This window comes from uncultured Maritalea sp. (assembly GCF_937139385.1).
In the GTDB taxonomy this organism is placed as follows: Bacteria; Pseudomonadota; Alphaproteobacteria; order Rhizobiales; family Devosiaceae; genus Maritalea; species Maritalea porphyrae_A.
The window spans coordinates 1-8,284 of record NZ_CAKZPW010000346.1; the positions used below are offsets into that span (position 1 = coordinate 1).

Genomic DNA, 8,284 nt, shown 5'->3' on the forward strand with positions numbered 1-8,284 from the left:
GGACATCGCACCGCCACTCATATCAACATGATCGTCGAGTTGGGGCAGGCTAAACTTCTCGTGGGTGACGTAGTTTAGCCCCCACATTGGTTTGATGGCAAACTGGGTCATGCCCCCCAATGTTAATTTGAAAGGGATGGAGAAGCCGGTGCGCAGGTCCCGTTCGCGATTGCCGCCAACGATGGCGTCAACGGTGAGCATCATCACGTCAATCCCAGCATCTTTGGCGCGCTGCAACATGACCTTGTTGAGCTCTCGGTCTTTGTGAAAATAGAACTGATAGGCTTGCGGTGTGTCGTATTTTTCGCGCAATTCTTCCATGCTGACCGTGCCAAGCGAAGATACACCAAACATCGTCCCGTATTTATTCGCTGCGGCTGCTACGGCACGTTCACCATTGTGATGGAACAAGCGTTGTAGAGCCGTTGGGGAACAATAAATTGGCATATCCAACTTCTGCCCCATCACGGTAACCGACATATCTACATCGGTGATGCCGCGAAGGACGTCGGGGACCAGATCGCAAGTGTCAAAACTTGCAGTATTGCGTCGGTATGTGATCTCATCATCAGCAGCGCCGTCGATATAGTTGAATATGGGGGAGGGTAAGCGCTTCGCTGCTAGCTTTCTGAAGTCTTGAAAATTGTGGCAGTCTTTGAGGCGCATAATTGTCTCCCTAACACCATTCTGGCTGCAAGCTAGCGCAATGATGCTATAGAGGTCAAGTTTATTTACCTATTTTAAGGACTCTAGAGAAGTGCTTGACGACGTTTTGCGATTTGTTCCCGGCGATCTCGGTTTTGATCAACAAGATAGGACCGTTCGACAAAATTGATGTGGTCGCGTGCAGCTTTTCGCGCGAGTTCGGGATTGCCATCCATAATGGCTTGATAGATCGCGCGGTGTTGTTGCAGCAAAAGGTCGCTCGCCCCATCGCCATCTTTAGCGCGCAAAACAGCTCGATTGTAAAATAGGTTTTGGCGGGTCAGTGCATAAATTGAAGACATAGAGTGCACTAAAAGGGTGTTATGGCTCGCATCGACAATCGCCACATGAAACCTAATGTCTGCATCTTCAGAGGCCGCAAAATCACCGACTTGGTGTGCCGTTTCAAGTTCGCTGATAATCGCTGATAGGATTTCTTTGTCGATCTTTGTGGCGCGCTCTGCAGCGAGTGCTGAAGCAAATTGCTCTTGTTCACGCCGAAACTCCAAATAGTCCAGGAATGCACCAGAGTGTCGTGCATATAGCTCGATAAGTGCTGGAGACATAGCAGAGCCAATGAGCGGCGCGACAAAAGTGCCTTCCCCATGCCGGGAAATGATCAGCCCATAGTCTTCTAGCCGCTTCAGTGCCTCACGCACTTTCGGCCTAGAAACGGCCATACGCTCGGAGATATCGCGTTCGGAAGGCAGTTTGTGTCCGTCGCGTAGAACACCATTAAGAATGAGCCCCTCAATCTGCTCAACAATGGCGTCAACAACGGACGCGTGGTCGACGGGTTCAAAAATCCCTGTTTGAATGCTCAAGCGAATGCCTCTGTTCAGCGGTAAAATAAATGATCCACTTATAATGGACGCAAGCGGATGTGAGTTCAAGTGCTTAGTTTGCGGGATAAAATTCAAGGTTTCATGCTAACTGGCTGTAAATGAAGGAGTAATTGAAAATTGTAACGTGGAAATTCGCATAGATGAATGTGAATATCCGGACATGACAAGTCGTTAACTATTCGTTAGTCTAATAATATGGTCGCTTGACAAACTGCAGGAGGTCAAGTTTATTTACCAATATTGCGGATTGTATATCGCAGGAATTTTTTCGCCCATTCGGGCATCAAGGAGGAACCAATGAAAAAGCTAGTCGCAGGTGTGGCCGTTGCCGCAGCCCTTGCATCAACAAGTGGTGCAATTGCAGCAGACAAAGTACTCTTAAAAACGCCGATCGCGTTCTCAACAAGTTTGCCGGGTTTGGGCTCACCGATCCCTCGTGTTGCTGAGCAACTTGATTTGATGTCCGGCGGGACTTTGAAAATGAAAGTCTATGAGCCAGGCAAATTGGTTCCAGCATTTGAGATCTTGGATGCGGTTTCTTCTGGTAAAATCAACTCTGGTTATGCCACCGCCGGCTATTGGGCTGGTAAAATTCCAGCAGCGCCATTGTTTTCAGCTGTGCCTTTTGGACCTGAAGCAGGCGAGTATATGGCATGGCTTTATTACGGCAATGGCCTGAAACTCTATCAAGAAATGTATGATCAGGCAGGCTACGACATTCACGTTATTCCCTGTGCGATTATCGCGCCGGAGACTTCTGGCTGGTTTGCAAAAGAGATCAACACGCCGGCAGATCTTGAAGGTTTGAAAATGCGTTTCTTCGGCTTGGGCGGCGAAGTGATGCAAAAGCTTGGGGTTGCAACTTCATTGTTGCCAGGTGGCGAAATTTTCCCAGCGCTTGAAAAAGGCGCGATTGATGCAACCGAATTCTCAATGCCTGCAATTGATGCACGTTTGGGCTTCCATAAGCTTGTGAAATACAACTATTTCCCAGGATGGCACCAACAGGCCACTGTGTTTGAGTTGTTGATCAATGGCACGCAGTGGAATGAAATGAGCGAACAGCACAAAGCGATCACCGAAAACGCTTGTAAAGCATCTATGGCAGACAGCTTCGCTGAAGGTGAAGCCATTCAGCATGATGCGATGATCGACAACGTTGAGAACAACGGTGTTCACATCAAAACTTGGTCACCAGAAATGCTTGCGACTTTCCGTTCAACTTGGGAAGAAGTTGCGGCTGAAAAAGCCGGTGGCGACGAGTATTTCGCCAAGGTTTTGGCTGACATGAAGGAGTTCCGCAACGGTTATCAGCTGTGGAAAGAAAATGCGTTCTTGCCGCGCAAGTAAATCAAGATTGAGCATCGCATAGACGTTTGCGGCGCTCACAAGACTTTGGTGCGCGTTTAAACTGAGCGCGCACCTCTTTTAGAGTGGGGAAGAGGCATATGACGCAATCACATACTGATCCGGTTGATCCGGTCGCAGCCTATGTAGATATTAGTGAGCATCCAGAAATGGACAATCAGCCAGTGGCTGTTGGCATCGACCGTTTTGTAAAAACCGTTGGGTCAATTGTTATGTGGGCGAATGTTTTGCTCGTTGGTGCGATCGTCACGCAAGTGTTATTCCGCTATTTGCTCAACCAGAGCTTTCCCAAGCTTGATGAAATTCAATGGCATTTTTATGGTCTTGTGACCATGATTGGCATTTCATATGCCATGGTGACAGACAGCCATGTGCGCGTTGATTTGCTGTATATGCAGCTGAACAAACGTGCACAAAGGATTATTGAAGTCGTTGGAATATTGGCGTTGCTGGCGCCGTTTATCTATTTGATGATTGATCAAGGCTTTGACTATTTTTATGAAAGTTTCCGTGTAAACGAACGTTCAAGCAGCCCCATCGGATTGCCTGCGCGTTGGGCGTTTAAGGCGGTCATCCCGATCAGTTTTGTTTTGTTGGCATTTGCCGCAGTGTCTCGACTGATTCATGATGGGCACGCGCTATGGGTGAATAGAGCCAATGACCAAAAAGGCTCGGGGTTGCGACTGATTTTCATCTCTCTTGCTCTGTTTGGTCTTGTTGCTTACGGGCTAACATTCTTGGTGGAAACCACTGAAGAAAAGCTGGTGATTACAATGTTCATCAGTTTTATCGCTTTGCTTTTCACAGGGTTTCCTGTGGCATGGACCCTTGCCGGTGTCGGTGTGATTTTCTGTGGTATTGCCTATCAGTTCGACAGCGGATCGATGAATTGGACTGGGCTTGAAGAAACATTGACCGGACTGGACTATCTGGCTCTGGGCGCGGTGGTGAACCGCATTTACGCTACAATGTCCAACGCGGTGTTGGTTGCGCTGCCCATGTTTATCTTTATGGGATTAATGCTTGACGAAAGTGGAGTGGCTGAGCGTCTGATGACGTCGATGCAGCGTTTGTTCGGCAAAACACGTGGCGGATTGGCGATTACTGTAACGGTTATTGGGATCATTCTTGCAGCATCTACGGGCATAATTGGTGCATCGGTTGTGCTGCTTGGTGTATTGTCACTACCATCAATGATGCAGCAAAAGTACTCTCGCAGCTTAGCTTCTGGGGTTGTTGCTGCGTCTGGCACGCTTGGTATCCTCATTCCACCTTCAATCATGCTGGTGATTATGGCCGATCAGATGGCGCTGTCTGTTGGTGACCTGTTCATGGCGGCAGTGTTTCCAGGTGTCATTTTGGGCGGGCTGTACCTTTTGTATTTGTTCATTGTGTCATATCTAAACCCAAAACTTGCACCAGTCCCTGAAGGGGCGGTGGCCCCTGACTGGGCAGCGGTTAGAGATGTGCTAATTGCGGTGCTTCCAACGTTTGCATTGATCTTGGCGGTGCTTGGCTCAATATTTGCGGGTATTGCTACCCCGACCGAAGCCTCTGGCGTTGGTGCGCTGGGCGCGACGTTGTTGGCGGTTGGCTATCGCAAGCTCACTCTAAAAAAACTTGTGAATGTGCTCAAGTCGACCTTTAACACTACGGCCTATATCTTTGCGATCTTCTTGGGCGCGACGGTATTCTCGTATGTTCTAAGAGAATTGGGTGGCGATGCATTAATTGAAGATATGATTGGCTCAACAGGCTTTGGTCCGCACGGCACGATATTGATGATCTTGTTCATCGTGTTTTTGCTGGGCTTTGTGCTTGATTGGATTGAAATCACACTGATTGTTTTGCCGTTGATGCGGCCGATTGTGGCGGGTCTTGGCCTCGATATACCGGGCTTTGATGTTGTTGATGAGCCGACGTTGATCTGGTTCGTAATTTTGGTGGCGGTCACTTTGCAAACTTCGTTTTTAACGCCGCCGGTGGGCTTTGCCCTGTTCTACCTCAAAGGGGTATGTCCGCCGGAAATTAAGCTGATGGATATCTATCGCGGTGTGGTGCCTTTCGTGCTGCTTCAATTGCTGGGCCTCATGCTGGTGTTCTTTTGGCCCGCCTTGGCAACCTGGTTACCGGCTGTCGCCTATTAAGGACTGAACTAATGAGTGATGAAACACTAATCGCGCAATTGCGCGCGTACGTTGGTGCGCGCCATGTTCTGACCGAACAACGCCAAACTGAACGCTTTAGAAAAGGCTTTCGGTCGGGTGAGGGGGAGGCACTTTGTGTGGTGCGTCCTGGAAGTCTTGTCGAATTGTGGCGTGTGCTGGAAGCCGTGGTGCGGGCCGACAAGATCATCATCATGCAGGCTGCAAATACCGGGTTGACGGAAGGCTCAACGCCTAAAGGAACTTATGATCGGGAAGTTGTGTTAATCAACACAAAGCGGATCGATCAAATTCACCTCATAGACGATGGTAAGCAGGTAATAAGTCTTGCTGGTGCGACGCTTTTTGATCTGGAAAAACTGCTGGACCCCATTGGTCGGCAACCACATTCTGTAATCGGTTCTTCGTGCATTGGTGCATCAATAGTTGGTGGAGTTTGCAACAACTCAGGCGGCGCTTTGGTTGAGCGGGGGCCTTCATATACGGAGTTGGCGCTTTTTGCTCAAATAGATGCCGATGGTCAATTGAAGCTGATCAATAATCTGGACGTAGAGCTGGGGGATGAGCCTGAGCGGATATTGGCAAATTTGGACAGTGGTTTGTTGCCCGCCGATGCAGTGCGTCAAACCAATCGTTTGGCTTCAGATACAGAGTATGCAGACCGTGTTCGCGATGTGAATGCCGCCAGTCCTGCGCGCTTCAATGCGGATAAGCGCCGCCTATATGGAGCGTCTGGTTGTGCGGGTAAACTGGCCGTCTTTGCTGTCCGACAGGACACATATCCAAAGGCAGGGGCTGAGAAAGTCTTCTACATTGGTACCAACGATGCTGGTGATCTCACAGCGATCCGGCGGCGAATACTGAGTGAATTTGAAACTTTGCCCATTAGCGCTGAGTATATGCATCGTACAATTTTCGACATTTCGGAAGAGTACGGCAAGGATACCGTTTTGTTGATCAAGCAATTGGGTACTGATCGATTGCCGCAAGTGTTTGCGCTTAAAGGTTTCCTTGATAGTTGGTTCAACAAGTTTGCGCCAACTCGGCATTTGACCGATCGTTTGATGCATGGTTTAGGGCGCATATTGCCTGGTTTGCTACCAGATCGAATGCTGCAATTTCGAGATAGATTTGAGCATCACTTGATCCTCAAAATGCGGGACGGCGGCATTGATGAAGCACGTGAATTGCTTGGCGAGCTCTCAAACAACGGCACCACTGCCTTTTTTGAATGTTCGCAAAGTGAAGGTAAAACGGCGGAACTGCATCGCTTTGCAGCGGCAGGAGCTGCCGTGCGCTATCAGGCAGTGCATTCCAAAGAGGTTGCTGACATTTTGGCGCTGGATATCGCCTTGCCTCGCAATTGTATGAGTTGGGTTGAAGAGCTGCCTGCGCACATAGAAGCGCAGATTGAGCACAAACTCTATTATGGGCACTTTATGTGCCACGTTTTTCACCAAGACTATATTGTGAAAAAAGGGGTAGACGTGGCAGCGCTGAAAGTTGAAATGCTGTCGCTGCTAAACGAGCGGGGTGCTGAGTATCCAGCTGAGCATAATGTGGGACATATGTATGCAGCAAAGCCGGACCTCGCCGAATTCTACCGAACGCAAGATCCAACGAATTCGATGAACCCCGGCATTGGAAAAATGTCGAAAAAGCGAAACTATGCTTAGGTGATCAACGCTCAGAAAATGCTTGGTCAACAGAGCGGAATACGGGTTTCAGCAAATAGCGAGCGAGTGACTTTTCACCGGTCAATACGTCTGCTGTGACTTCCATTCCCGCGTTGACCGGGTATTTGATACCCTTGTTGGTTAAGAAATTTTGCTCCAACGCCACCTGCACTTTGAAGAAATGCGTCCCACCTTCGTCAAATGTTGTTGGTGATATGGCCTTCACTTTGCCATTTAGATGGCCGAATACAAATGGGTCATAAGTGGAAACCGCAATTCGTGCGTCGGCGCCAACGTTGATGTGACCAATGTCTTTCGGTCGGACCTTGACGTCTGCAATTAAGTTTCCATCATCAGGTACGATGCTGGCGATGATTTCACCTGAACGGGCGATTGAGCCGACTGTGTTGTATGCTAATTGATGGATGACCCCATCAATTGGCGAAGTTACTTCGAGTTGATCGACCAACTCTTGAAATTTCAGCATGTCTGCTTCCATTTCAGTCAGTTCAGAAAGGCCTGTCGTTTCTTGCTTTGCAAGTTGCGATTGGATTGAGGATTGTTGTTCGCTGAGCTGAAGCTGGGCCTCTGCCGAAAGCTCCGCTGCGGTAGCAATCGTCGCCTTCAATGACATTAATCTGGCTTTTGCATCTTCAAGGTCGGCTTCCGCAGACAGTAAGTCGCGACGAGGTGCGAAGCCTTGTTCCACCAAGGACTTGATGCCGTCATAGCGTTCTTGCGTAATCGCTAATCGCTTTTCGACGCTTTTTTGTTCAGCAATGGCGGCTTGGTGCTCGAGTTCGCGTCTTGCAACTTGGGAGGCGAGTTTGGCTTGCTCTTGCATGATGCGGGTGCGCTCAAACATAAATGCATCCATCTGTGTGCGCGCAATCGCGGGGTATTTCTCACCTGCTTTGCCAAAGTCTGGATTTTGAAGTCCGCGTTGCTGGGCATCTATGGATGCTAGCGACATGGAAAGGGCGGCCATTCTGATTTCCAATTGATCCCGATTGCTTTGGGTTGCAGTTGGGCTCAGCCGCAACAGGACCTGACCCGCTGAAACTCTGTCGCCTACATTGACAAACAGCTCTTCAATTCTGCCGCCGTTCAAATGCTGAACATATTTCACTTTTTCTACGGGTTGGATTTGACCCTTGGCGTGCGTAACTTCTGAAATCGAGGTGATAGAAGCCCAAATGATGAAGGCGGCTAGGAACGCAAAGCAACCGCCAACTACAAACGAGTAGAGTTGGGGGGGATGTTCTTTTTCCAGTGCCAAAGGGAGCGTAAGCGTCTTGGCATCAAGTTCTGTATGTTTTTGGTCGAGCCAACTCACTACGCACGTCCTGTACTAAATATATAACTAACAAATGGTATCAGATTACTCTTAACGGTGTGTTGTGCGCCGCGTTGAGAAATCAGAAATTGAACCTTAGGCGATCTTTTTATTGAACTCGGCGAGCTGCGGCATGACGCGCTCAGGGGGCCCATTCAAGATCGCTCGACCTTCATGCAGAACGATCAC

Annotated in this window: 6 protein-coding genes; 3 read left to right on the forward strand and 3 right to left on the reverse strand. The window is 49.0% G+C overall.

Annotation, left to right across the window (positions count from 1 at the left end):
- Together Q0231_RS14060 and Q0231_RS14065 are read right to left on the reverse strand one after the other, a co-directional pair.
- Positions 1-666, reverse strand: a 666-nt coding sequence (locus Q0231_RS14060; protein ID WP_299348351.1) for an alpha-hydroxy acid oxidase, incomplete at its 3' end; no start/stop codon positions are given.
- A gap of 83 nt (positions 667-749) precedes the next feature.
- On the reverse strand, positions 750-1,529 hold the full coding sequence (locus Q0231_RS14065) for a FadR/GntR family transcriptional regulator (protein WP_299348354.1): 780 nt from the start codon (positions 1,527-1,529) through the stop codon (positions 750-752).
- 318 nt (positions 1,530-1,847) lie between these two features.
- Between Q0231_RS14065 and Q0231_RS14070 the strand changes: the two genes are divergently transcribed.
- The 3 genes from Q0231_RS14070 (at position 1,848) to dld (ending at position 6,759) form a co-directional block, all read left to right on the forward strand.
- A complete protein-coding gene (locus tag Q0231_RS14070; protein WP_269393678.1) occupies positions 1,848-2,900 on the forward strand; it encodes a TRAP transporter substrate-binding protein in 1,053 nt (350 codons plus the stop codon).
- Between the two features lie 98 nt (positions 2,901-2,998).
- A complete protein-coding gene (locus Q0231_RS14075; protein ID WP_299348358.1) occupies positions 2,999-5,065 on the forward strand; it encodes a TRAP transporter large permease subunit in 2,067 nt (688 codons plus the stop codon).
- A gap of 11 nt (positions 5,066-5,076) precedes the next feature.
- On the forward strand, positions 5,077-6,759 hold the full coding sequence (dld, locus tag Q0231_RS14080; RefSeq protein WP_299348360.1) for a D-lactate dehydrogenase: 1,683 nt from the start codon (positions 5,077-5,079) through the stop codon (positions 6,757-6,759).
- Between the two features lie 4 nt (positions 6,760-6,763).
- On the opposite strand, the gene Q0231_RS14085 is transcribed toward dld, so the two are convergent.
- Positions 6,764-8,095, reverse strand: a complete 1,332-nt coding sequence (locus Q0231_RS14085) for an HlyD family type I secretion periplasmic adaptor subunit (protein WP_299348362.1) — start codon at positions 8,093-8,095, stop codon at positions 6,764-6,766.
- Positions 8,096-8,284: the final 189 nt, after the last annotated feature.